Here is a 22,483-nt window from a genome sequence, read left to right on the forward strand (position 1 = left end):
CCGGGGGTTTTTTGATTTTTCAGAATCCGCAAGTTCTGAATGATCTCCGCAGAGCTCCTTCGTTGTCGGAAGACGCCGAAGGCGTTTTTGCTCGCACGGTCAGACGCCGGTTTCCGACTCGGGCCAATACCGGTAGCGCTCCAGATCGAGCCGGCCTTGTCCGTCCGTCTCGACGCCCTCCTGCCGCAAATAATGCTCCTGCATATAGCGGGACTCCCCGTCCGTCAGGGCGATCTCTCCCTTGGCGTTCACCACGCGATGCCACGGCAAACGGTGCTTCCCGCTGAGCGAATGCAAGATCCGCACCACCTGCCGCGCCCCTCTCGGACTTCCCGCGCAAGCCGCGATTTGCCCGTAGGTCATGACCCGTCCTTCGGGAATGCTTTTCACAATATCGACGACTTTCGAAGTAAATGGTTGCATAGGAAGCTCCTTCTTACATCAAACCTCGTAGCTTCATTGTTGCACCGGCTCGCTTCAACAACGCGAATGGCGGATAGAAGAGCTGTTGCGCCCAAACGAAGTCTGTCGCTGCTGTAACCCGAAAAAAGCTCCGCTGAGTCCAGCGGCGCGAACAGCGTCTTGCCTTCTTGCGCGCAAGCGCTGTGGAAAGCCAAGTGGAATCGGGCCAACAGCTCTTGATGCGTCACCTTCGGCGAAGACAGGAAGTCGTACCGCACGCCATCGATAATTTCGTACCGCTCGTCGATCAGGTATCTTGCCGATTGCTCTTTGATTTTCTCGCCGGATCTCGGTGTCTTGGTCTTGGACTTCGTCTCGTTCATGGTCCGCACACCTCTTCTCGGACAATCGCAGGCAGACTGCGGGGTTTGTCTCCATGATACCACAACAACGCAAAAACGGCGCCTGCATGCGCGCATGCAGAACGCCGGTTCGACTTCGCGGCTATTGCGCCTTCGCTTCCGACTGCTGAACCAGAACTAGGTAAGAGACATACTTCCTCGCCTCCGCAGTCAGCAGCAGCACCTTCCTCCGGGCTTCCGGCTCGCTCTTCCGGACGAAGAGAACGTCCGCTCCGTCCAGCCGCTCGTACACCCCCGCGATCGAGAACCCTTGGCCGATCAGCTCGTCGATCGTCCGCTTCTCCTCGGCGTACTCGTCAAAGGCGGACATCAGCGCGCACCTCCGATCGGCAGCTTCTTGACCGCAGCCTGCTCCGCCTGCCCGAACCGCTTGCGGTGCAAATAGCGGCCGCCGCCGGCCCGGCCGACGAACGCCTTGTCGCGGATGACGAATTCGCCCCGCACGAGCACCGACACCGGCTCCCCGACAACCTCCATTCCCTCGAACGCATTGTAGTCGACATTCATATGATGCGTCTCGGCCGAGATCGTCCGCTTGACCTTCGGGTCGAAAATGACGATGTCCGCGTCGCTGCCGATGGCGATCGTGCCCTTCTGCGGGAACAAGCCGAACAACTTCGCGCTGGACGTCGAGACGATGTCGACGAACTTGTTGATGGAGATGCGGCCCTTCTCGACGCCCTCGGAATACAGCAAGGTGAAGCGATCCTCGATCGTCGGCCCGCCGTTCGGAATTTTCGAGAAGTCGCCGAGTCCGAGCTCCTTCTGCCCCTTGAAGTTGAAGGAACATTGATCGGAGCCGATCGTCTGAAGCTGGCCGTTCCACAACGCGTCCCACAGCGCTTGCTGATGGGATTTCTCGCGCAGCGGCGGGGACCAGACGTATTTGGCGCCTTCGAAATCGGGCTTCTCCAGATAGGAGACGTCCAGCGTCAAATATTGCGGGCACGTCTCGCCGTACACCTTCAGCCCTCTCCGGCGGGCTTCGGCGATTTTGTTCACGGCCTCGGCGCACGTCACATGCACGACGTACAGCTGGGAGTCCGCCATGCCGGTGAGCTCCGCCGCCCGTCCGGTCGCCTCGCCTTCCAGCTCGGGAGGCCGCGTAAGCGCGTGGTGGATCGGATCGGTGTTGCCTTCCTCCAGCGCCTTGGCGACCAGATAGTCGATGACGTCGCCGTTCTCGGCGTGCACCATGACCAGCGCGCCGTGCTCTTTGGCGAGCAGCAGCGTCCGGTACAGCGTGCCGTCGTCCGCCTGGAACACGTTCTTGTACGCCATGAACACTTTAAGCGACGTAATGCCTTCCTTCTCGATCATGAGCGGCAGCTCGCGCAGGACGTCGTCGTTCACTTCCGAGACCATCAAGTGGAACCCGTAGTCGACGACGGCTTTGTCCTTCGCCTTCGCATGCCAGTGCGCGACCGCGTCCGCCAGCGGCTTGCCCTTGTTCGTCAGGCAGAAGTCGATGACCGTCGTCGTGCCGCCGTATGCGGCCGCAATCGTGCCGGTCTCGAAATCGTCGGCCGTTACGGTGCCGCCGAACGGCATGTCGAGGTGCGTGTGGGGATCGATGCCCCCGGGAAACACATAGCAGCCCGAAGCGTCGACGATCTCCGCGCCTTCCGATTCGAGGTCGACGCCGATCATGACGACGATGCCGTCGTCGATGAGCACGTCTCCGAAGAAAGTGTCCGCCGCCGTGACGATCGTACCGTTCTTGATGATCTTTTTCATGTCCTACACAACCCCCATTTCCGCTTCGTTTAAGGCCGCCAGCGCCTTCTGGCGCTGGTTCCAGCTCATCGGGGCGAGCCCCTCGTCGATCTCGACCATGTCGATCGCGCCGTCCACCGGGCAGACGATCGAGCACAGGTTGCAGCCGACGCAGTCTTCCTCGCGGACGACGAGAATTTCCTTGCCTTCGGCGTTCGTCTTCCGCTCGATGCACTGATGCGACGTGTCCTCGCAGGCGATGTGGCATTTGTTGCAGTTGATGCAAGTCTCGGTGTTGATCCGGGCGACGACCTTGTAATTCAGATCGAGATCGCCCCAGGTCGAATACTTCTCGACCGACCGGCCGACCAGCTCCGCGACCGACGCGAGCCCCATCTCGTCCAGGTAGTTGTTCAGCCCGTCGATCATCTCTTCGACGATGCGAAAGCCGTGATGCATGGCGGCGGTGCAGATCTGCACGCCCGTCGCGCCCATCAGCATGAATTCGACCGCGTCCTGCCAGCTGGAGATGCCGCCGATGCCCGAGACCGGCACGCCGACCTCCGGATGTCTCGCGCACTCGGCCACCATGTTCAACGCGATCGGCTTGACGGCCGGCCCGCAGTAGCCGCCGTGCGCGCCCTTGCCGGCGACGTGGGGGATCGTGTTCCACGAATAGATGTCGACGCCCGCGAGCGAATTGATCGTGTTGATCAGGCTGATCGCGTCCGCCCCGCCTTTGACCGCGTGCCGGGCGACGACCGTAATGTCCGTAATGTTCGGGGTCAGCTTCACGATGACGGGCGTTGTCGCCGCTTCCTTGACCCAATACGTCTGCATCTCGACGAGATCGGGCTGCTGCCCGGAAGCCGCGCCCATGCCGCGCTCCGCCATCCCGTGCGGGCACCCGAAGTTCAGCTCCAGCCCGTCGACGCCGATCGCCTCCACCCGCTTGACGATCTCGTGCCACTTCTCCCGCTTCGGCTCCACCATGAGCGACGCGACGACGGCATGGTTCGGGAACCGCTTCTTCGTCTCGTAAATTTCCTTCAGGTTCACTTCGAGCGGCCGGTCGGTGATCAGCTCGATATTGTTGAAGCCGGCGACCCGCCGGCCGCCGAAGTGGACGGCCGCGAAGCGCGAAGACGTATTGATGATCGGATCGCCGAGCGTCTTCCACACCGCTCCGCCCCATCCGGCTTCGAACGCTCGCTGAACCTGATAGCCCGTGTTCGTCGGCGGCGCGGACGCCAGCCAGAACGGATTCGGCGACCGGATGCCCGCCAGATTGATGCCGAGGTCTGCCATCGTAACCATCCTCTCTTTCTTCAAATGGCGATCGTCTGCTGCGTTACGGAGAAATGCCGGCTGATCGCATGGGCGGCTTCCTTGCCTTGCTGGGCGGCGGAGACGACCATCGCCTCGCCCTGCCCGCCGCCGAAGACGATGTCTCCGGCCGCGTACACCTTCGGATGGGACGTGCGGCGGGTGGCCGGATCGATCTTGACGACGCCCCGTTCGTGCTCGAGCCCGAACGCCTCGATCAGCCCCGTATGCCGCGTCTGGCCGATCGCGACGATGACGGCGTCGACCGGCAGAAGAAACTCGGAGTCTTCGATCGGAACCGGCAGCCTGCGGCCGTCCCGTCCGGCTTCCGGCGACAAAGCCATCTTCACGCACTCCAGATGGGTCACCTTGCCGGATTTGTCCCCGATAATCCGGACCGGAGCCGTCAGCCAGCTGAATTCGACGCCCTCCTGCTTGGCGAACTCGTACTCGAATTCGTAAGCCGTCATCTCCTCGCGGGTGCGGCGGTAGACCATCTTCACATTCCCGGCGCCAAGCCGCACCGAGCACGTTGCGGCGTCGATCGCCGTATTCCCGGCGCCGATCACGGCGACGCGGGCCCCTTCCAGCTTCACGTCCGGCGCCGCCGTCTTCGTCGCCTCGACGAACCGGATGGCGTCGTACACGCCTTCGAGGTCCTCGCCTTCGATGCCGAGCTTCGGCACGTAGCCCATGCCCGCCGCCAGCACGACGGCGTCGTACTGCTCGAGCAGCTCCGACGGCGGCACGTCCGCTCCGACCTTGACGCCGGTCTTGATCGTCACGCCCAGCTTCTCGACCTGCTCGACTTCCCAGAGCGAGATCGGCTGCGGCAGGCGGAACGATACGATGCCGTACGTGTCGAGTCCTCCGGCCAGCTCCCTCGCTTCGTAGACGACGACCTCGAACCCGTCGCGGGCCAACTCGCGGGCTGCGGACAACCCGGCGGGCCCCCCGCCGACGACCGCGACCTTCTTCCCGTTGGGCGTCCCGGCCTGGAACAACGGCTTGCCGCTCTTGATCGCCCAGTCCGTCGCATAGCGCTGCAGCAGGCCGATTCGAATGGGCTCGGAGGCGTCGTTCAGCACGCAGGCGCCTTCGCACAGCTCCTCCGTCGGGCAAACGCGGGCGCAGCTGGCGCCGACGGGATTCGAATCCATGATCGTCGTCGCCGAGCCCTTCAGGTTGCCCGTCGCGATCCGTTTGATGAACGAAGGAATATTGATGCCGGTCGGACAAGCCTTGATGCAAGGGGCGTCATAGCAATACAAGCAGCGGTTGGCTTCTTCCACCGCGGACTTGACCGTCAATCCCGGCTCGGCCTCCGCGAAGTTCGCGGCGAACCGTTCCGCGGATAACGTCGTTAACGAAGCTGCTTTTCCCATCGGTTATCCCTCCATGTCATCGACAAAATGTTCTGAAAATACAATCTCTTTTATGGTAAGATGATGAACATCGGGCGGCATTCGACGCTATGGACCGCCGCACAACGATTGTTTGCGAAAGCGGGGATACACGCATGGATTCGGAAGAACGCTTTCTGACGGTTCGCGAAGCGCTGCAGCGCCCCTCGTTCCGCAACGCCCAGACGGTCGCGGGCGAGGACGGCCTGAGCCGCCGCGTCAGATGGGTCCACATTCTCGAGACGTTCAGCTTCGAGGCGCTCATTCACGGGGATGAGATGATCCTGACCACCGGAATGGCCTTCAAGCTGGAGACCCGCTCCTCCGTCGCCTTCATGGAAAAACTGATCAAACAAAACGCCGCCTGCCTGTGCATCGAGCTCGGCCAATATTTCGATTCCGTGCCCGACGAGCTCAAGGAGCTGGCCGAACGCCACCGGTTCCCGCTCATCGTCTTCCCGAGCACGGTCCGGTTCGTCGATATTACGCAAGATTTGCATTCCCTGATCATTAACCGGCATCATCGGATGCTGCAGGAGCTGGAGAGCATCTCACGCGAATTCTCCCGGCTGGCGCTGACCTCGCAAGCGACCGCGAACGTCCTCAAGCTGCTGCACCGGAGCGCGCAAGCCCAGGTCATCTATCGCCCGCTCGAAGGCAAGCCGGTCTTCATGCCGAACCCTTCCCCGGGCGAGCAGAACGCGATGCTGGAGCAGCTCGGCAGCTTCTGGGAAGAGACGGACGAGCTCAAAGTGAGCGGCGCCCCCTATTTGCGCGAGATCGAAGGAGCCACGTGGATCGTGAAGCCGGTCGGAGCGCTGGAGCAAATCTGGGCTTATCTGATTCTCGTCTGCCGCCATCAGCCCCGAGAGTTCGACTTCCTGCTTCTCGATTCCGCCTCGCTGTCGATCGCCCAGGAGCTGCTTCGCACCCGCTACATGGAAGAGCGCAAGCAGTTCGCGGAGAATATCTGGGTGGACGAGCTGCTGAGCGGCCGGGCCGACGACGACCAGCAGCTCAAGGCGCTCATCGGTCCCGACTTCAAAGGCTTGAACGAGCTCCACTTCCGGGTGTGCCTGTTCGAGATCGAAAACTTGTACGAGCTGAACCTCGATCCTTCGGAGAACGAGCTGGAGACGATCCGCTTCCACCTGTCCCTGCTGATCCGGTCGGCCTTCGAGAAGTTCTCCTTCCGGCCGCTCATCACGGTCAAGAACAACCGCCTGGCCGTCATTGCGCTCGACCGGAAGGCCAAAAGCCCGAACAGAGGCCGGCTCCAGCAGGCGCTGGAATCGGTTCTGTCGTTCCAGGCCGACGACAAGCTGAAGGAGCTGAAGCTGCTGGTCGGCGCGGGCAAGTCGCATCTGCATCTACGAAATGCATATTCCGGCTATCAGGAAGCCATTCAAGCTTTGTCGCTGTACGCCTGTTACAAGAAACCGATACTGTTCTACGAAGAACTCGGCGTCTTCCAACTGCTGCTCAACCTCAACGACGGGAAAACGCTGCAAGCCTTCATCCGCAATTATCTCGGCCCGATTATCGATTACGACGAAGCCCGCGGCAGCGAGCTGCTCACCACCCTGAAGGTATACCTCGACCACGACGGCTCCAAGCAAATCGCCGCCCAGAAGCTGTTCATCGTCCGGCAATCCCTGTATTACCGCCTGGAAAAGATCGCCGAGCTGCTGGGCGAAGACTTCATGTCGCCCGAGAACCGCATCTCCATTCAAGTGGCGCTGCGCGCCTACCAGCTGCTTCATCCCGACAAATTCGAGGAGAAGGCGGAGGGCTAAGCCCGAATCCCGCGAGTCCGCCTTCGGAGCGGACGGCTTCGCTCCGAAGCCATCCGCCATCCGCGGCCATTCGGGCGTCTATTTCATCGCCATCTCCACAATTTCGTTCGTGTAGGCTTTCGTCGGATCGGCCGCCGTCTTGATGACGCCGAATTGAAGGGCGATGTCGGCCGTCTGCTTGAAGGCCGCTTCGTCGATATAGCCGATCTTCGACTTGTCGAAGCCTTCCGGGGCGACCAGCTTGGCGACTTCCTGCATCATCGTCAGCTGATGCTCCTTCGTCGTGCTTCCGTCTTCGACGCTCTTCATGACGATATCCGTCGCGGCGGCCGGATCGGCGATCGCGTCTTGCCAGCCTTTGAGGGACGCCCTCACGAACTTGACAGCCGTCTCTTTGTTTTTATCCAGCCAACCCTTGTTCGCGAACAGGTTGTCTTCCAGCATGGCGACGCCTTCGGCGTTCATGTCGATGACGTTCATATCCTCCGCCTTCACGCCGGATTCCAGCGCGACGTGATATTCGTTGTACGTCATCGCGGAAGCCGCGTCCAGCTCGCCGGAGAGGAATTGGTCCATCGTGAAGCCTTGCTTCGTGAACTTGAGGTCTTTGTTCGGGTCGAGCTTATACTTGTCGAACAGCGCCAGCAGCTCGTACTCGTTGCCGCCCATCCAGTTGCCGACCTTCTTGCCCTTCAGATCGGCCGGGCCGTTAATGCCTGCGGACTTCTTGGAGACGAGCACCAGGCCGCTCTTCTGATAAATTTGCGAGATTTCGACCAGCGGCAGGCCCTGCTCCTGATGCGCCAAAAGGCTCGCGACCCAGTCGACGCCGATGTCGGCCGCGCCGTTCGCCACCTGCTGCTCCGGTACGATATCGGGTCCTCCCGGGACGATCTCGACGTCCAGCCCCTCGTCCTTGTAATAGCCTTTGTCCAGCGCGACGAAGTACCCCGCGAACTGGGCTTGCGGCACCCACTTGAGCTGCAGCTTCACCTTGACCGGCTCGGCGGACGGCGTCTCGCTCGCGGCTTCCGTGGAAGCCGGGGCGGCCGAGGACTCGGAAGCCGATCCGGACGGGCTCGGACTCGCCGCCGGCTCGTTGTTGCCTCCGCCTCCGCAAGCCGTCGCCGCCGCGACGAACACCAGCATCAGAGCCAATAGCCATACGCTTCTGTAATGCCCTTTTCTCCCGTTCATTCGGTTCTCTCCCTTATTTGGATGATGAACACAGCAGGATTTTGTGGAGTAAAGATTTTATGCGATCGGCAAAGCGGAGGCCGAACGGCCCGCCGTCCTGCCGGCTGTGCTGCCATGGTGCGGCTTACGTTCGTTGCGATGGATGCCAGCGGATGAACGCCTTCTCCAGGCGCTCCACGATCAGATAGAAGAGGACGCCCGCGACCGCCGCCACGACGATGCAGGACCAGCCGAGCGGCATCTGGGCCACCTTGATCGAATTGGAGAGCAGATAGCCGAGCCCGCGCGACGAGAAGAAAAACTCGCCGACGATCGCCCCGATCATACTGGCCGTCGCGTTGATCTTGAGCGCGGTGAACACGTAAGGAAGGCTGTTCGCGATGCGCAAATACGTGAACGTCTCGCGCTTCTTCGCCGCGTAGGAAACCATCAGGTCGAGCGCCAGCGGATCGACGCTGTTCAGCCCCTTGTACGCGTTCATCGCCATCGCGGCCATCGTCGTCGCCGTCACGATGGCAACGCGGGAGCCGATGCCGTCGCCGAACCACAGGTTCATGATCGGAGCGAGCGCGACGATCGGAACCGCGTTCAGCGCGGCGGCGAGCGGAATGCCGCCGAAGCCCCAGCGGGGCCACAGCGTGGCGACCAGCGCCGCCAGGAAGCCCAGCGCGGAGCCGGCGAGCATGCCGAGCACCGCTTCGCTCATCGTATAGCGCGTATAGGACAGAAGCAGATCGATGTTGCCGGTCACCGCCTTCCCAATGGCGGAGGGGAGCGGCAGCTGGTAAACCTTAAGCTGAAATAGCGAGTGAAAAACCTTGAACTGCCAGAGCGCCAGAAACAGAATACCCGCAGCCATCGGAAGCGCGATCCGGACGGCGGCTGCGCCCGTCCCCCGGCTTCTTCTCGCCGGAGCGCCCGCAGAGCTTGCGACGGCGGGTGCCGTGAGGCCCGTCAGGGATTCCCCTTCCATCAGCGAGCGCCTCCTTTCGCCCGGAAGTCGGGCTGCCAGGGCGAGACGGCACGTTCGAGCAGGCTGATGATCCAGTAGCTGAGCACGCCGAGCAGCGCGCCGACGATAACCGTCGCCCAGAACATATAAGCGTGGGAAGATCCGTAATAGAGGTTGCGAAGCATGATGACGCCGATGCCGTGCTGGGCACCCATCAGCTCGACCAGAATCGCTCCGGTCACCGACAGCGGGGCGGCGATCTTCAAGCCGCCGAACAATCCGGGCAGCGAGGCGGGAAAGCGCAGCTTCCAATAGACGCTCCACGGCTTGGCCGCGTAGGAATGCATAAGCTCCAGCGCCGAAGGCTGCACGCTGCGGAGCCCCCGAAGCATGTTGAGGGCGACCGGGAAGAAGGTGATGTAGCCGGAGATGAGAATGCGCGACAGCTTCTCGTCGCGGACGATTCCGTAGATGATCGGCGCCAGCCCCAGAATCGGAATCATCTGCGAGGCGATCGCATACGGGAACGCCAACTGCTCGATCCGCTTCGACGCGCTCATCAGCACGGCCAGCGCCGCTCCGGCAGCCGCCCCGAGAAGGAAGCCCAGCGCGGCGTTGCCGAAGGTGACTCTGCCTTCCTTCAGCAGGGTCGGGGCGTAGTCGCCCATCGTCCGAACGATCTCGTGCACGTAAGGAAGCTTGGATTGCGCGAGCGGCACGTGCCTCGCTTCAAGCAAATACCAGGAGACGAGCTCCCACAAAGCGAGCAAGGAGACGGCCCACACGAGGACCGGCAGCGCGCGGCCGCGCGACAGGAAGGTACGCCCTCTCACCCGCTACACCCCCTCGAAGCTGTCCCGAATCTTGGCGATGAGTCCGAAAAACTCCGGGCCGTTGCGCATCTCTTGGGTTCGCGGTCGGGGAAGCGGAATTTCCACGACGGCGGACAATCTTCCCGGGTGAGGCGAGAGGACGAACACCCGGTCGGAGAGGAAGACCGCCTCGGGGATGCTGTGGGTGACGAAGACGACCGTGCTCCCCACCTTGCTCCAGATCGACAGCAGTTCCTCGTTCAGCCGCTCGCGGGAGAACTCGTCGAGGGCGGAGAACGGTTCGTCCATGAGCAGAATTTCCGGCTCCATGGCCAGCGCCCGCGCGATGGCGACCCGCTGCTGCATGCCGCCGCTAAGCTGCCAAGGATATTTGTCGCGGAACTTCTCCAGACCGACAAGCTCGAGCAGCTCCGCCGCCTTCCGCTCGCGATCCGCCTTCTTCACCCCCATCAGCTCCAGCGGGAGCGTGATGTTGGTCTTCACCTTCCGCCAATCGTACAGCACCGGGCTTTGGAACACGATGCCGTACTTCTGGGCCAGCCTGGCTTCCCTGGCGCTCTTGCCGGCCACCGTCACCGAGCCTTCCGACGGCTGCAGCAGATCCGCCATGATCCGGAGCAGCGTCGTCTTGCCGCATCCGGACGGACCGAGCAGAGAGACGAACTCCCCTCTGCCGATGTTCAGACTCACCTGCTGAAGCGCCAGAACCTCGGAAGCATCCGTCCGGTAGCGCATGCTCACCTGCTCGAGCTGAATTTCCTGAACCGTCGTCGCGGTCATGGTCATCTTCGTTCCCCCTCCCAACCCGTTGCGCGCGAGAATCCGGTTTACGAACATAAGTTGTGTAATGTTTATGTTATTTTACATTACTCTAATTGATTAATACCCATCTTACACGCAGGAATATCGTTATTCATTAGACATTTCGTCAAATCGGCACCGTCCGTTTCAGTCAAAACGTCTATTTTCGAGCCTCTTGCGTCTTTTTTGTGTAATATAATATAACATTAACCCTTCGACTTCGCCTCCGGTCCCGCGACTGCGCATCGGTGTTCGAGCTCTATTGCAGGCTTATCCCCGTACCTCAGATGTTCACCCGCTCGGCCCCCCGTTCGCGCGGGCTCCCTTCGCACGCTTCCGCCGATCGCGGCTCCCCTTTCGCGGGAATCGCTCTTCCAGTTGCGGCTATCGGGCAGCTTATCCTCATCCCTAATCGCGGAGGATCGTGTCCGTCGCTTTCGCTTAGGACGATCGGCTGAGCGGAGGGGATAAGCCTACAAATGTCGGGGAAAGCGGAGAGAGGGCCGATCACGTGCATCGGACAAATAAAAAAAGAACGCCCGAAGGCGTTCTTCCGCAGCCGCAGCCGTCCGGCGAAGCCGGAGGCGGCAGGGTTTAATAAGCGTATGCGAACAAGCCGTTGATGTGCGACAGGTAGCGGATGTTGCTCGCTTCCTTCATGAGCGTCGCCGGCGTGCCTTTGAGTCGGATGTTGTTGCCGCCGATCATGGCGACGCCGTCTTTGCGGCCCAGGCTTCCGAGCGTGCCGGAGAAGACCGGGTTGAAGGCTTCCATCTTGCCGCCTTTGATCAGGGCAGCCAGGTTGCGGCCGACCGTCTCGCCCATCTGCCAGGCAAGCTGAGCCGTCGGCGGATAAGGACGGGCGCCTTCGCTCGGAATGACGACGGCGCAGTCTCCGGCCAGGAACACGTCCGGGTGCGAGGTGGATTGCAGCGTCTCGGTAACGGAAGCGCGGCCGCGGTTCACTTCGATGCCGCAGTTGGCGACGATCGGATGGCCTTGGACGCCGCCCGTCCAGATGATCGTGTTCGCTTCCAGCACGCGGCCATCCTTCAGCGATACCGAGTTCTTGGTCGCTTCCGTAATCGCTACGCCCGTGATGATTTCGACGCCGCGCTTCTCGAGGCTCGTGACCGCGCGCTCGATGAGCTCAGGCGGCAGAACCGGCAGAATGGCCGGGCCGGCTTCGACGACGTACAGCTTGATGTCGGCGAAGTCGATGCCTTTGGAGCGGCAAACTTCCGGCAGACGGTCGGCGAATTCGCCAACCAGCTCGATGCCGGTCAAGCCGCCGCCGCCCACGACGATCGTGGCGTCGGCTTTGTTGCCGGATTGCTTGTACGCATCCAGGCGGTCGTAGACGTGAGCGCGAATGCGGTTCGCGTCGTCGACGGATTTCAGCGTGAAGCTGTTTTCCTGCAGGCCCGGAATGCCGAAGAACGCCGTCTCGCTGCCGAGGGCGACGACGAGCGCGTCATAAGTGACGGTAGCGCCGCTGGCGAGCAATACTTTCTTGTCGTTCGGCTTGATCTCGGAGACCGTATCGATGAGAAGATTGACGTCTTTGCCCTTGAGCAGCTTCTCAAGCGGCAGCGCGACGGCTTTCTCCTTGATGGTGTCGCCGGCGAGGCGGTGAAGCTCGGTGATGATCTGGTGCGTCGGGTAACGGTTCACAAGCGTAATCCGGGCTTCGGCCGGGCTCAGGTCTTTGCGCGCCGTGAGAGCCGCCAACAAGCCGCCGTAACCGCCGCCCAGAATCAGAATATGTTTAGACATGTCCATCCTCCGTTCTTATCCGTTGTGAGGTTTGATCAGCGTTGTTGTTTGTTTTCCGCCAAAACGCTCAAGAAAGCTTGCGCGAAGCGCAGCGTCTTCTGCACTTGCGGATCCTTCAGCATCCGCAGAATGCCGAACAGCCCGATCGTGGTCGTGTCGGCTTGCGCGCGGTCGTTCGCTTCGATGGCCGCCGCGGCGATTCCTTTCGCCTTCTCGGCGACCGGCTTGACGAATTCGCCGATGCCGTGCGCAAAGTCGTTGATCAGCACCTTGTCGGTGGCGACGGTCTGCGCGAAATCGTACGCCTTGGTCAGGAAAGTGACCATTTCGGCCAGCTTGGGCAGGTTATCCACCAACACGGTAAGGGATTCCTGGACTTCCGGCTTCAACAATTGATCAAGCACATCTTGCGAATTGCGTTCTACTGGGGCTTCTTGCGTTTCGAGCGCTTCTTGCGAAATTTGCGACATGCGTGACGTCCTCCTTTGCAGTCATTTCCTAATCGGTTGCGGTCTCCGTTCCTGACGTGCACGTATCGATCCGGTCCCAGCCTGCGCGAACTTTGTACCATTTTTCACATAAAAGGCCGTCCCATGACGGCGGTATCCATGCAAAATCGCGTCGAAACAATTCTCAGCTGCTTCCGTCTTCGCTCACCGTGAACAGGCAGGTCGAATCTGAACCTTTCTTGTCTATTCTACACCGGATGAAGGCAAACTTAAAATAAAAATCTTTGCTTTTTCGATCGCTAAGTTCTGTAAATTGTGATTTATGGCACAAAATCCGACGGAATCGGCTTCATACGGCTATTATGGCGCTTCTGTTGCGCCTCTTATTCCCTCCGGCGGCGGCCGGCGCCGATTTTGCTGCGGACGCGCCAAGCCGCCGCCGGGGCCGGTCCGCCGTCAGGAACGGCGAGCGGCTTTGCCTTCGTTGTAAGCGCGCAGCAGCGTATGCCGGTTCAGGCGGACGCGATGCGCTTCCGCGAGGCTCCGTTCCAGCAGTTCGGGTTCGACGCCCAGCTCTTCGATCGTCGCCGGTCCCCCGACCTTCCGGAGCAGGCCGCGAATGGCGTCCGCCGAAGGGACGCGTTCCAGCGCCAGCCGAAGCTTCTCCGCGGCTTCCGCGCTTCCGGCGGCTTCCTCGAACGCGAGCGAATGATACAGGCCGCTGATCTCGGCGCAGGCGACGCCCACCTTGGCGCCGTGCAGCAACGCGCGCCGGCCCGTCCGCATGAATTCCATCTCCCAATAATGGGACAGGTGGTGTTCGGCGCCCGACGCGGGATGGGATTGGCCGAAAATGAGCATCGCCAGCCCGGATTCGATCAAAGCCCGGATGAGCAGGCGAATTCCCTCTTCCGTCCGGCTTCCGATCGCTTCCGCGTTCTCCGCGCAATCGGCCAGCGCCCGCTCCGTAATTGCCGCCACCAATTCGGAGTAGGGCTCGCCGGCCGTCAGTCGGCCGAACGTCCAGTCGAACAGCGACGTATACTTGCCGAGCATGTCCCCGAACCCGGCGGCCACCATCCGGGGAGGCGCCTGCCGGAGCACGTCGAGGTCGGCGAAAATCGCCAGCGGCCCGATGGCCTGGACCGTTATTTTCTCCCCTCGAATGACGATGGGCGCGCCTTTGGAATTGAAGCCGTCGACCGACGGGGCGGTCGGCACCGAGACGAACGGAATGCCCGCCGTATACGCGGCGTATCGCGAAATATCGTGCAGCGTGCCCGATCCGGCGGCTACGATCACGTCCGCCTTAACCCGCTGAACGTCCAGCAGCACCTGGACGATCGACGCTTCGTCCGCGATGACGTCGCCCAGTTTGTCCGGCTTCACCAGCGTCAGCTCCGGCTCCAGTCCAAGAGCCGCCAGATCCTGGAGCAGCCGGTCGCCGGCCACCTTCACAGTGTTCGTGTCCGCGACGATCAGAGGCTTGCGGAAGCCTTTCTCTTTTATATAAGGCGCCGCCAAGGACAAAGCGCCCGCCTCGGCCACGATCGGCTCCGGAAACGCCGTCTCGATCCGGACCCCGCGCGCCTCGGCCGCTTCGCGTATTCTTGCCGTCAAATCTGCCGTCATGCTCGGTTCAGCTCCCTCTCCCGTTTTTCGAATCCGCCAACTTCCTTATCATACCGCAAACCTCCCGCCGGACGGAATCCTTCGCGATTCCGCGCACGATTGCCTGCAGCCTCCGCCCGCCGCCTCCTTTAATCGAAAGTCCCGGTTTCTACTAAGATCTTGAAAAAGCAAACCTGAAATATTAAGTTCCCGCATTGTTGCCGAGAGACTGGCGATCGATAATGAGGATACATCCGTTAAGAGGGGGATACGAACTTGGATACCAAGTCGAAGAAAGCACTTACAATCGCCGTGGCCGGAGCTCTGACTTTGAGCCTGGCAGCTTGCGGCAGCAACAACTCCAACAATAGCGGCGACGCGTCGGCAAGCCCGTCGGCTTCCGCCGGCGGCTCGCAACCTGCAAGCAGCACTCCCAGCGCGGATTCGGGCAAGAAGGTCAAGCTGACCTTCCAGAACATCTATGTGGACCCGAACACGCCGACTTACAAGACGGCGCATCAAATCGTCGAGCAATATCAGAAAGAACACCCGAACATCACGATCGAGTTCGACTCGCTGAACACCGACCAGCAAAAGCAAAAACTGAAGACGCAAGCGGCTTCCAAGGAAATTCCGGACATCACGATGGTGAACCCGGCCGCTCAAATGAAGCCCTTCGTCGACGCCAATCTGTTCGTTCCGCTGAACGACGTGCTCGACAAGAACGGCCTTCGGGACACGTACCAATCCGGACTTCTCGATTACTACAGCTTCAACGGCAACACTTACGCCCTCCCCGACGGCAACAACATCGAAGTCGTGTACTACAACAAGGATCTGTTCCAGCAAGCCGGCATCTCCGCACCGCCGGCGACGTTCGACGAACTGCTCGCCGACGTGAAAGCGCTCAAAGCCAAAGGCATCACGCCGATGGCGGTCGGGGAGAAGGATACGTGGACGGGCTCCTTCATCTTCATGAACATCCTGCTCCGCACGAACGGCGGGCCCGGCTTCCTGAAAGACGTCGTCGACGGCAAGAAAACGTTCGAGGATCCGGCGTTCATCGAAGCCGTGGAACGCTTCCAGGATCTCATCCAGGCCGGCGCGTTCGAAGAAGGCGCCACCGCGGTCGACGCCGACTCGGGCCGCAACCTGTTCACGACGGGCAAAGCCGCCATGTATATGCTGGGCACTTGGGAGACCGGTTCGATCGACGCCTCTCCGATCGGCGGCAAAGTCGCGGCGTTCCAGTTCCCGACCGTCGACGGCAAGGGCGACATCAACCAGTTCATGCTCGCTCCGGGCACGGGCTACGCGATCGCGGCCAACAGCGAACATATTCAAGAAGCGAAGGACTTCCTGAACTACTACTGCCTGAACTTCCCGAAAGTGCAATTCGAGCAGAAGAACGCGGTCGGCCTGCCGCAGAAAGTCGACGGCGACCTGAAGGCGGCCGGCTACTCCGACCTCGCCATTAGCGTCATGGATCTGTTCGGGAAAGTAAGCGGCGGCGACATCTCCTTCGACAATACGATGAATCCGGCGGTGTCCCAGGCCCACTTGACCAGCTTGCAAAACCTGTTCGTGCAGAAAGTGGATGCGGCTCAAGTCGCCAAAGAACATCAAACCGCTTTTGAAGCCAACAAGTAAAATCCTGCATGATCGGAAGCCGAGGCGCGAAGGAGCGAGACTCATCTTCGCCTCTCGGCTTCCGAAGCAACGGAGGCGACGACCTTGAACGTCCTGAAAGTTCCCAAGCTCGCGATCGGCGTGTTCATCCTGCCGGCTCTCATCTTGTATATCTGCATTGTGTTTATTCCGATTCTCGTCTCGTTCTACACGGGCATGCTCGATTGGAACGGCATCGGCGAGACCAAGTTCGTCGGATTCGAGAACTTCCGCAACCTGTTGTTCCACGATCCGGTCTTCTGGCCGGCCGTGCGCCGAACGCTGCTGTACGCCGTCGCTTCGATGGTCGAGATTCCGTTCTGCCTGATAATGGCCGTCCTGCTCAACCGCTACGTGCGCAAAGCCAATACGCTTGTCTCGATCTACTTCACTCCGGTCATTCTGTCCGTCGTCATCGTCGGACAGCTGTGGAAGACGATCTACAACCCCACGTCCATGGGCGGCATGCTGAACGAGGTGCTGACCTCGGTCGGCCTGCAAAGCTGGACGCACACCTGGCTCTCGGAGCCGAAAATCGCGATTTACTGCATCTATTTCGTCTCGTTGTGGCAATATTTCGGCTATCATCTGCTCATTCAGTTCACCGGCGTCCAAAACATTCCCAACGAAATTTACGAGGCGGCGAAGATCGACGGAGCGGACGGCTTCCAGGCGGACCGCTACATTACGTTCCCGATGATCGTGCCGATCTTTAAAATATCGATCGTGCTCGCGTTTATCGGATCGCTGCAGTCGTTCGACCTGATTATGGTCATGACCGCCGGCGGACCGGCCCACGCGACGGACGTCATCTCCACGCACATGTACAACAGCTCGTTCCTGTCCATGAAGTACGGCTACGGAAGCGCCATTGCGACCTTCCTCGTGGCGCTCTGTCTCGTCTTCACGATCTTCATCAATGCGGTCATGAACAAAGTCGAGAAAAGGTTCGGCTAGGGGGAGGCGCACCATGAAGTTTAATCTCGTCAAAGGACTTGTCTTCCTGCTGATCGCCGTCCTGGTCGTCACCCAGCTGTATCCGCTCTTCTGGCTGCTGGCCTATTCGCTGAAGACGAACGAGGAAATCCTCGGGGGGCAATTCTTCGCTCTACCGGCGCACTGGAGATGGGAAAACTACCAGGAAGCCTACCATAACGGGCATTATCTGAAGTATCTGGGCAACAGCGTCTTCGTCACGGCGGTTACGATGATCTGCGTCATTCTGCTGAGCTCGATGGTCGCCTATGCGATCTCCCGCTTCAAGATCCGCTTCGGACCAGCCGTTATGCTCGTCTTCCTCGTCGGCATGATGATTCCGATGCAGGCGACGTTGCTGCCGCTCATGAAAATTTTCAAATTCATCGACATTCTGAATACGCACGGGGCGCTCATCCTGCCTTACATCGCGTTCCAGATGCCGATTGCGGTCTTCATCCTGAGCGGATTCATAAAGTCCATTCCGACCGAGATGGAAGAGTCGGCGTTTATCGACGGAGCGAGCGTGTACCGGATCTTCCGTTCGATTATTCTCCCGATCTCCATCCCGCCGGTCATGACCGTATGCATTCTGACGTTCATTACGATCTGGAACGAGTACATTATGGCCGCGACGTTCATCTCCTCGGAGAGCTTGAAGACGCTGCCGTTCGGGGTCTACTCGTTCGTCAGCCAGTACAGCGTCAACTACGGCGACATCGGGGCCTTCATGGTTATGGGCGCGGCCCCGGTCATTCTGATATACTTCATTCTATCCGATAAAATCACCAAAGGGATGGTTGCCGGAGCCGTCAAAGGGTAATTCGGCGACGCCGTCGGAACCGAACAGGCGCCGGTCCGCGAGGGCCGGGAAGGTCTGCCGCAGAAGGAGAAGGACACCGTGGCACGGGGCGAGCATTCCATCAACTCGAGATTGTTCCTGCTGTTCGTATTTTGCATGACCGGCATTCTGCTGCTGATCAGCTTCCTCTTCTACAATCGGACCATCGTCCAGTATCACCACAAGCTGGCGGACATTACCCAGAAGAACGTCTCGCAGTCCGGCGCCTTGTTCGATCTCCTCCTGCGCGGCTACGACAGCTTGTCCAAATCCATCAGCACGAACATGGACATGATCCGGCTTCTCCAGGAGAAGCCGGAAAACCCGGCTATCGACTTCATCAACGAGCGCTCGATCACCAATATGATCGGCGCTATTTACTATTCCAGGGAAGATATCATTGCTATCCACGTCATCAGCGCCGGGGGGAAGGTGTTCAACTACGGCAACGTCATGAACGTCATCGATCCGGATTACGCGAAATCCGCCTGGTTCGCCAAAATCAAAGAAGCGGCCGGCAAGATGGCGTGGATCGGGGTGTCGGAACGTTCCATTATCGACAAGGCCGAGACGCAACCGGTATTCGCCTTCGGACGGCTCATTTACGATCTGAACGAACATACGCCCATCGGGATCGTGCTGATTGAGGTGGAGCCCCAGCCCATCCTGGATGCGATGGACAATTTGAAGCTGGGGAAGAACAGCGAGATTTACCTCCAATCCGATCAAGGCAATATCCTGGCCTCCTCCGTGAAAGGCGCCAAGGAGATTCCGGAGCCGATGCGCAGCCTGCCCGCCCCCCGAAGCGAGCAGGATATCGTCACCCGGGATTTGAATCGCCAGCTCATGATCGTCTCCAAGCTTCCCTTCGGCGGGTGGACGATCTGGAGCCGGACGCCGGACACCGATCTTGACGTCGAGCTGGATCAAACCAAGCGCTTCCTGTTCTTCGCGGTGGCGGCGCTCATCGTCGTCTCCGCGCTGATCGCGTCCCTCGTCTCGCGAACGATCTCCTCGCCGCTCAAACGAATGATTCGCGAGATGAAGAAAGTGGAAAGCGGCAATTTCGCCGGGCAGCTCAACGTCTCGTCCTACAGGGAGATCAACCAGCTCGCCGCCTCGTTCAACCGGATGGTCCAGCGCATCTCGGAGCTGATCGAACGGGTGAAAATATCGTCGGTCAGCGAGAAGAACGCGGAGCTTCACGCCTTGCAAAGCCAAGTCAATCCGCATTTTCTGTACAATACGCTGGACATGATCTACTGGATGCTGGACGAGAAGGGCGAGGATCGGCTCGGCGAAGTCGTGCTGTCCCTGTCCCGCATGTTCCGCTACAGCAGCCATTGGGAAGCCGGAATGGAAGTAACGCTCCGGGAAGAGCTGGAGCAAATCGGCTATTACCTGACCATTATCTTGAACCGGCTGGACGGCCGCCTGACGGTCGACATCGATATCGACGAGCGGTGGATGGCGTTCCGCCTTCCGAAGATGACGCTTCAGCCGATTATTGAAAACGCCGTCAAACACGGCCTGGAGCCGCTGGATCGGCCGGGAACGCTGAACGTATTCGCGGAAGCCCGCGAGCGGTACTGGACGCTGACCATTCAAGACAACGGGATGGGAATGTCGGCGGCCGAACGGAACGACCTCATAGAATCGATGCAGGGCCGGCGGCCCGGCGGCAAAACCCGCGGCGGCATCGGCATGCAGAACCTGCAGAGCCGGCTGCAGTACATGTACGGAGAAGCCTACGGCCTCCGGGTGGAGAGCGAGCCCGGCCGCGGAACGACGGTCGTCCTGACGTTCCCGCTCCCCAAGGAAGGAGATGCCCCCGAATGAACATTCTGATCGTGGACGACGAAAGCGTAATTCGCGAAGGCGTGAAAAGAACGATCGAGCGCAGCGGTTCCGGCCACAAGGTGTTCGTGGCTTCGTCGGCGGACGAAGCCGCCGAGGCCTTGGATCGCCATTCGGTCGACATCGTGCTGACGGACATTCTCATGCCGGGGATGGACGGCCTCGAATTCATGAAAGTATCCCGCGGCAAATACCCGAACGTCCGCTGGGTGGTCATCTCCGCTCACTCCGAATTCGCTTACGCCCAGAAGGCGGTTCAGCTCGGCGCACGAGACTACATCCTGAAGCCGATCGGCAAAAAGAACCTGATGGAGCTCATCGCCGCGTTGTCCGGGGAGATCGAGAAGGAACGGCTGCACTCCAGGGAGGAAGAGTTCATCCGAACGAGCCTCAAATATTTGCGCGAAGCCGTGTTCCAGCGGCTTGCGGCGGGGCTCGACATCGGCAAGCTGGATTTGAGCCCGTTCATGGAAGCGCACCCCCGGTTCCGGCTCCTTATGGTGACGATGGACGCCGGCAGCAAGAACGTCCATCTGGAGCATTTCATTATCGACAACGTGCTGACCGAACTGATCGGCCTTCACGGGTCGGGCTTAGCCGTCAGCCTCGACCGCCTGAGCCTGCTCGGTCTCGTGACGTTGCGCGAAGGCGTTGCGATGGAGACGCTGCTCGGCGAAGTCAAACGCCACTTGAAGCATTATTTGAAAATTCCTTTCCAGGTTCATCATTCCGAAGAGCTGACCGACTTCAAAAAGGTGCCAAGGATCGTCGCCCAGTTCCGCCAGGCTCCGGCTTCCGGCACGTACGTCTCGTTCGACGGCGGCAGCGACCGGGCGATCGAGGTGGCGCTCCATTTCATCGACAGCCACTACAACGAGGATTTGTCCCTGGAGAAGGTCGCCTCCATCGTCTTCCTGAACCCGATCTACTTCAGCCAGCTGTTCAAGCAGAAGACCGGGCAGGGCTATAAGGAATACGTCATTTCCTTGCGCATGGAGCATGCCAAACGGCTGCTCGCCAATCCCGACCTGAAGCTGGCGGACGTCGCCGAGCGGATCGGCTATCAGGACGTTCGCCACTTTACCCAGGTATTCCGCAAGAAATTCGAGATGACCCCGACCGAATACCGTTCGCGGCCGCTTTGAACCGGTACGGTCCGGAAATCGCCGAACGTGATATAATGGGGAGGCAGTGCAATTACGGACAAGCGCTGTCCGAGCAGGAAAAGAGGCGTGAACGATGGAACTCGCGACATTTGCGGGCGGCTGCTTCTGGTGCATGGTGACGCCTTTCGAGAAGCTGCCGGGCATTCACGGCATCGTCTCCGGTTATATGGGCGGAACGATCGCCAATCCGACATACGAGCAAGTGAAGAAAGGGGACACGGGACATCTGGAAGTCGTCCAGATCGCCTTCGATCCCAGCCTTTTCCCCTACGAGCGATTGCTCGAGCTGTATTGGGTCCAGATCGATCCGACCGACGACGGCGGGCAATTCCACGACCGGGGCTCCCAGTACCGGACCGCGATTTTCTACCACAACGAGCGCCAGCGCGAGCTGGCTGAGGCTTCCCGGGACGCGCTGGCCGCGAGCGGGCGCTTCGGCAAGCCGATCGTAACCGCCATCCGGCCAGCCGGGACGTTCTACCCGGCGGAAGACTACCATCAGGACTACCATAAGAAAAACCCGAAGCACTACAAGGAAGACCGGGAGAAATCCGGGCGGGACGCCTTCATCGCGCGGCATTGGCGGAACTGAAATCTGTTATTTCGAGAGATTATGACCTACATTTGGAAGAATTAAGATCGACTCAGTTTCATAGTTTCATAGGCAGCGTTGTGCTATACTGCCCTCAGTTACCGCATTAAACAACAGGAGGACCGTATGAGCACAACGCAAATTTGGAAGAAAACGATCATCGCACTCTCTTGCCTCACCGTCTTCGCCGGAGCCGATCTTGCTTTCTTGCCGGGCGCCGGACAAGCCTCGGCGGCGACGGTGCAAGCCGAATCGACGGCGAGCCAGAAAGCGGACAAAATTATCGCGTTTGCCCAATCCTTGAAAGGAAAGGTCACCTATAAATTCGGCGTCAACAATCCGAGCAAGCTCATCTTCGATTGCTCTTCGTTCACGAAGTACGTGTTCGGCAAGTACGGCGTCAGCCTGAAATGGGGCACCAAGTATCAGAGCCAGGCGGGCACTTACGTCGCGAAGAAGAACCTGAAGAAGGGCGACCTGATCTTCTTCAGCTCCCCGAGCGGAACGTCCAAGAAAATTACGCACGTGGGCATCTATATGGGCAACGGCAAGTTCATTCACAATACGATCGGCAAGTCGTTCAACGGCATCGCCATCGGCGATTTGAACGCCAGCAACTATCAGAAGCGGTACGTGACGGCGCGCCGGGTGCTGTAGAAACGGCCTGGGAAGCGCTTCCGCATTCGTGAGGCTTCACGCC

At 60.1% G+C, this 22,483-nt stretch carries 21 protein-coding genes; 8 read left to right on the plus strand and 13 right to left on the minus strand.

All coding sequences use genetic code 11. The features are described 5' to 3' along the window. Positions 1–99 precede the first annotated feature (99 nt). The 6 genes from G485_RS0103320 to G485_RS0103345 all read right to left on the minus strand — a co-directional run bounded on the left by G485_RS0103320 (position 100) and on the right by G485_RS0103345 (position 5,251). On the minus strand, positions 100–423 hold the full coding sequence (locus G485_RS0103320) for an MGMT family protein (RefSeq protein ID WP_027091368.1): 324 nt from the start codon (positions 421–423) through the stop codon (positions 100–102). Continuing rightward, positions 387–785, minus strand: a complete 399-nt coding sequence (locus tag G485_RS0103325; RefSeq protein WP_027091369.1) for a hypothetical protein — start codon at positions 783–785, stop codon at positions 387–389. Before G485_RS0103325 ends, G485_RS0103320 begins: the two co-directional genes overlap by 37 nt. Positions 786–906: 121 nt before the next feature. Further along, positions 907–1,134 (minus strand): hypothetical protein, encoded by a 228-nt coding sequence (locus G485_RS0103330; RefSeq protein ID WP_027091370.1) that lies wholly within the window; start codon positions 1,132–1,134, stop codon positions 907–909. After that, positions 1,134–2,561 (minus strand): dihydropyrimidinase, encoded by a 1,428-nt coding sequence (hydA, locus tag G485_RS0103335; RefSeq protein ID WP_027091371.1) that lies wholly within the window; start codon positions 2,559–2,561, stop codon positions 1,134–1,136. Before hydA ends, G485_RS0103330 begins: the two co-directional genes overlap by 1 nt. A gap of 3 nt (positions 2,562–2,564) precedes the next feature. Then, a complete protein-coding gene (gene preA, locus G485_RS0103340) occupies positions 2,565–3,848 on the minus strand; it encodes an NAD-dependent dihydropyrimidine dehydrogenase subunit PreA (protein WP_027091372.1) in 1,284 nt (427 codons plus the stop codon). Positions 3,849–3,868: 20 nt separating this feature from the next. Further along, entirely contained in the window at positions 3,869–5,251 is a 1,383-nt protein-coding gene (locus G485_RS0103345) for an NAD(P)-dependent oxidoreductase (protein WP_027091373.1), read from the minus strand. Positions 5,252–5,385: 134 nt separating this feature from the next. Between G485_RS0103345 and G485_RS0103350 the strand changes: the two genes are divergently transcribed. Continuing rightward, entirely contained in the window at positions 5,386–7,065 is a 1,680-nt protein-coding gene (locus G485_RS0103350; protein WP_027091374.1) for a PucR family transcriptional regulator, read from the plus strand. 78 nt (positions 7,066–7,143) lie between these two features. Here G485_RS0103350 and G485_RS0103355 read toward each other — a convergent pair whose 3' ends face one another. The 7 genes from G485_RS0103355 to G485_RS0103385 all read right to left on the minus strand — a co-directional run bounded on the left by G485_RS0103355 (position 7,144) and on the right by G485_RS0103385 (position 14,705). Further along, entirely contained in the window at positions 7,144–8,262 is a 1,119-nt protein-coding gene (locus G485_RS0103355) for an ABC transporter substrate-binding protein (RefSeq protein WP_027091375.1), read from the minus strand. A 124-nt stretch (positions 8,263–8,386) separates the two neighbouring features. Then, positions 8,387–9,235 (minus strand): ABC transporter permease, encoded by an 849-nt coding sequence (locus G485_RS0103360; protein WP_027091376.1) that lies wholly within the window; start codon positions 9,233–9,235, stop codon positions 8,387–8,389. Further along, entirely contained in the window at positions 9,235–10,047 is an 813-nt protein-coding gene (locus tag G485_RS0103365) for an ABC transporter permease (protein WP_035154564.1), read from the minus strand. Before G485_RS0103365 ends, G485_RS0103360 begins: the two co-directional genes overlap by 1 nt. Positions 10,048–10,050: 3 nt before the next feature. After that, on the minus strand, positions 10,051–10,833 hold the full coding sequence (locus G485_RS0103370; RefSeq protein WP_027091378.1) for an ABC transporter ATP-binding protein: 783 nt from the start codon (positions 10,831–10,833) through the stop codon (positions 10,051–10,053). A gap of 609 nt (positions 10,834–11,442) precedes the next feature. Next, positions 11,443–12,624 (minus strand): NAD(P)/FAD-dependent oxidoreductase, encoded by a 1,182-nt coding sequence (locus G485_RS0103375; RefSeq protein WP_027091379.1) that lies wholly within the window; start codon positions 12,622–12,624, stop codon positions 11,443–11,445. 35 nt (positions 12,625–12,659) lie between these two features. After that, positions 12,660–13,094 (minus strand): helical membrane plugin domain-containing protein, encoded by a 435-nt coding sequence (locus G485_RS0103380; RefSeq protein WP_027091380.1) that lies wholly within the window; start codon positions 13,092–13,094, stop codon positions 12,660–12,662. Positions 13,095–13,529: 435 nt separating this feature from the next. After that, a complete protein-coding gene (locus G485_RS0103385) occupies positions 13,530–14,705 on the minus strand; it encodes a sn-glycerol-1-phosphate dehydrogenase (RefSeq protein WP_027091381.1) in 1,176 nt (391 codons plus the stop codon). Between the two features lie 255 nt (positions 14,706–14,960). On the opposite strand from G485_RS0103385, the gene G485_RS0103390 reads away from it, so the two are divergent. The 7 genes from G485_RS0103390 to G485_RS0103420 all read left to right on the plus strand — a co-directional run bounded on the left by G485_RS0103390 (position 14,961) and on the right by G485_RS0103420 (position 22,440). Next, positions 14,961–16,334: an extracellular solute-binding protein gene (locus tag G485_RS0103390; protein ID WP_027091382.1), complete on the plus strand. Its 1,374-nt coding sequence runs from the start codon at positions 14,961–14,963 to the stop codon at positions 16,332–16,334. Positions 16,335–16,418: 84 nt separating this feature from the next. Beyond that, positions 16,419–17,309, plus strand: a complete 891-nt coding sequence (locus G485_RS0103395) for a carbohydrate ABC transporter permease (protein WP_027091383.1) — start codon at positions 16,419–16,421, stop codon at positions 17,307–17,309. Between the two features lie 13 nt (positions 17,310–17,322). Next, complete coding sequence (locus tag G485_RS0103400; RefSeq protein ID WP_027091384.1) at positions 17,323–18,150, plus strand: carbohydrate ABC transporter permease; 828 nt, start codon at positions 17,323–17,325, stop codon at positions 18,148–18,150. 78 nt (positions 18,151–18,228) lie between these two features. Then, positions 18,229–20,007, plus strand: coding sequence for a histidine kinase (locus G485_RS0103405; RefSeq protein WP_027091385.1), 1,779 nt, complete (start codon positions 18,229–18,231; stop codon positions 20,005–20,007). Further along, on the plus strand, positions 20,004–21,170 hold the full coding sequence (locus G485_RS0103410; RefSeq protein ID WP_027091386.1) for a response regulator: 1,167 nt from the start codon (positions 20,004–20,006) through the stop codon (positions 21,168–21,170). The genes G485_RS0103405 and G485_RS0103410 overlap by 4 nt, the downstream gene beginning before the upstream one ends. Positions 21,171–21,264: 94 nt before the next feature. Then, on the plus strand, positions 21,265–21,783 hold the full coding sequence (gene msrA, locus G485_RS0103415) for a peptide-methionine (S)-S-oxide reductase MsrA (RefSeq protein ID WP_027091387.1): 519 nt from the start codon (positions 21,265–21,267) through the stop codon (positions 21,781–21,783). Between the two features lie 126 nt (positions 21,784–21,909). Further along, entirely contained in the window at positions 21,910–22,440 is a 531-nt protein-coding gene (locus G485_RS0103420) for a C40 family peptidase (protein ID WP_027091388.1), read from the plus strand. Positions 22,441–22,483 lie beyond the last annotated feature (43 nt).

It is taken from the genome of Cohnella thermotolerans DSM 17683, assembly GCF_000429825.1.
Lineage (GTDB): Bacteria > Bacillota > Bacilli > Paenibacillales > Paenibacillaceae > Cohnella > Cohnella thermotolerans.

Coding starts and splice junctions, on each gene's coding strand:
- G485_RS0103320 (WP_027091368.1), bottom strand. CDS start 423: ATGCAACCATTTACTTCGAAAGTCGTCGATATTGTGAAAAGCATTCCC.
- G485_RS0103325 (WP_027091369.1), bottom strand. CDS start 785: ATGAACGAGACGAAGTCCAAGACCAAGACACCGAGATCCGGCGAGAAA.
- G485_RS0103330 (WP_027091370.1), bottom strand. CDS start 1,134: ATGTCCGCCTTTGACGAGTACGCCGAGGAGAAGCGGACGATCGACGAG.
- hydA (WP_027091371.1), bottom strand. CDS start 2,561: ATGAAAAAGATCATCAAGAACGGTACGATCGTCACGGCGGCGGACACT.
- preA (WP_027091372.1), bottom strand. CDS start 3,848: ATGGCAGACCTCGGCATCAATCTGGCGGGCATCCGGTCGCCGAATCCG.
- G485_RS0103345 (WP_027091373.1), bottom strand. CDS start 5,251: ATGGGAAAAGCAGCTTCGTTAACGACGTTATCCGCGGAACGGTTCGCC.
- G485_RS0103350 (WP_027091374.1), top strand. CDS start 5,386: ATGGATTCGGAAGAACGCTTTCTGACGGTTCGCGAAGCGCTGCAGCGC.
- G485_RS0103355 (WP_027091375.1), bottom strand. CDS start 8,262: ATGAACGGGAGAAAAGGGCATTACAGAAGCGTATGGCTATTGGCTCTG.
- G485_RS0103360 (WP_027091376.1), bottom strand. CDS start 9,235: ATGGAAGGGGAATCCCTGACGGGCCTCACGGCACCCGCCGTCGCAAGC.
- G485_RS0103370 (WP_027091378.1), bottom strand. CDS start 10,833: ATGACCATGACCGCGACGACGGTTCAGGAAATTCAGCTCGAGCAGGTG.
- G485_RS0103375 (WP_027091379.1), bottom strand. CDS start 12,624: ATGTCTAAACATATTCTGATTCTGGGCGGCGGTTACGGCGGCTTGTTG.
- G485_RS0103380 (WP_027091380.1), bottom strand. CDS start 13,094: ATGTCGCAAATTTCGCAAGAAGCGCTCGAAACGCAAGAAGCCCCAGTA.
- G485_RS0103385 (WP_027091381.1), bottom strand. CDS start 14,705: ATGACGGCAGATTTGACGGCAAGAATACGCGAAGCGGCCGAGGCGCGC.
- G485_RS0103400 (WP_027091384.1), top strand. CDS start 17,323: ATGAAGTTTAATCTCGTCAAAGGACTTGTCTTCCTGCTGATCGCCGTC.
- G485_RS0103410 (WP_027091386.1), top strand. CDS start 20,004: ATGAACATTCTGATCGTGGACGACGAAAGCGTAATTCGCGAAGGCGTG.
- msrA (WP_027091387.1), top strand. CDS start 21,265: ATGGAACTCGCGACATTTGCGGGCGGCTGCTTCTGGTGCATGGTGACG.
- G485_RS0103420 (WP_027091388.1), top strand. CDS start 21,910: ATGAGCACAACGCAAATTTGGAAGAAAACGATCATCGCACTCTCTTGC.